At 52.6% G+C, this 308-nt stretch carries 1 protein-coding gene; it reads right to left on the bottom strand.

Annotated features, from left to right (window positions below; genetic code table 11):
• Positions 1-308, bottom strand: a 308-nt coding sequence (locus tag AAEZ00_RS20850; RefSeq protein WP_351089785.1) for a hypothetical protein, incomplete at both ends; no start/stop codon positions are given.

Here is a 308-nt window from a genome sequence, read left to right as displayed (position 1 = left end):
ACCAACGCGTAGTAACCGTCGTCATTGCTGCCAGGGGTAAAGTCAACAGTCAGTAGATCACCGTCTTCATCAAAGGTAGTGTAGGTTGCAGCAACATCGCCATCAACGGCGCTGTTTTCAGTAAAGTCATTGGCTACCACGTCAATGGTGGGCGCATCGTTCGTAGGAGTGATCACCGGAGTGTCACTGTCTTGACCTGTTAAGCTGCCATCGGACACGGTTAAATCAACCGCAGGCAGCGTGCCGCCGTTGTTAACGAAGTCAGCACCGGCTTGGGTTAATACCACTTCGCCGTTGACCAACGCGTA

The sequence above is a fragment of the Shewanella sp. S1-49-MNA-CIBAN-0167 genome, from assembly GCF_040310145.1.
GTDB classification, from domain to species: domain Bacteria; phylum Pseudomonadota; class Gammaproteobacteria; order Enterobacterales; family Shewanellaceae; genus Shewanella; species Shewanella psychromarinicola.
This window is presented reverse-complemented; position numbering and strand designations above follow the sequence as displayed.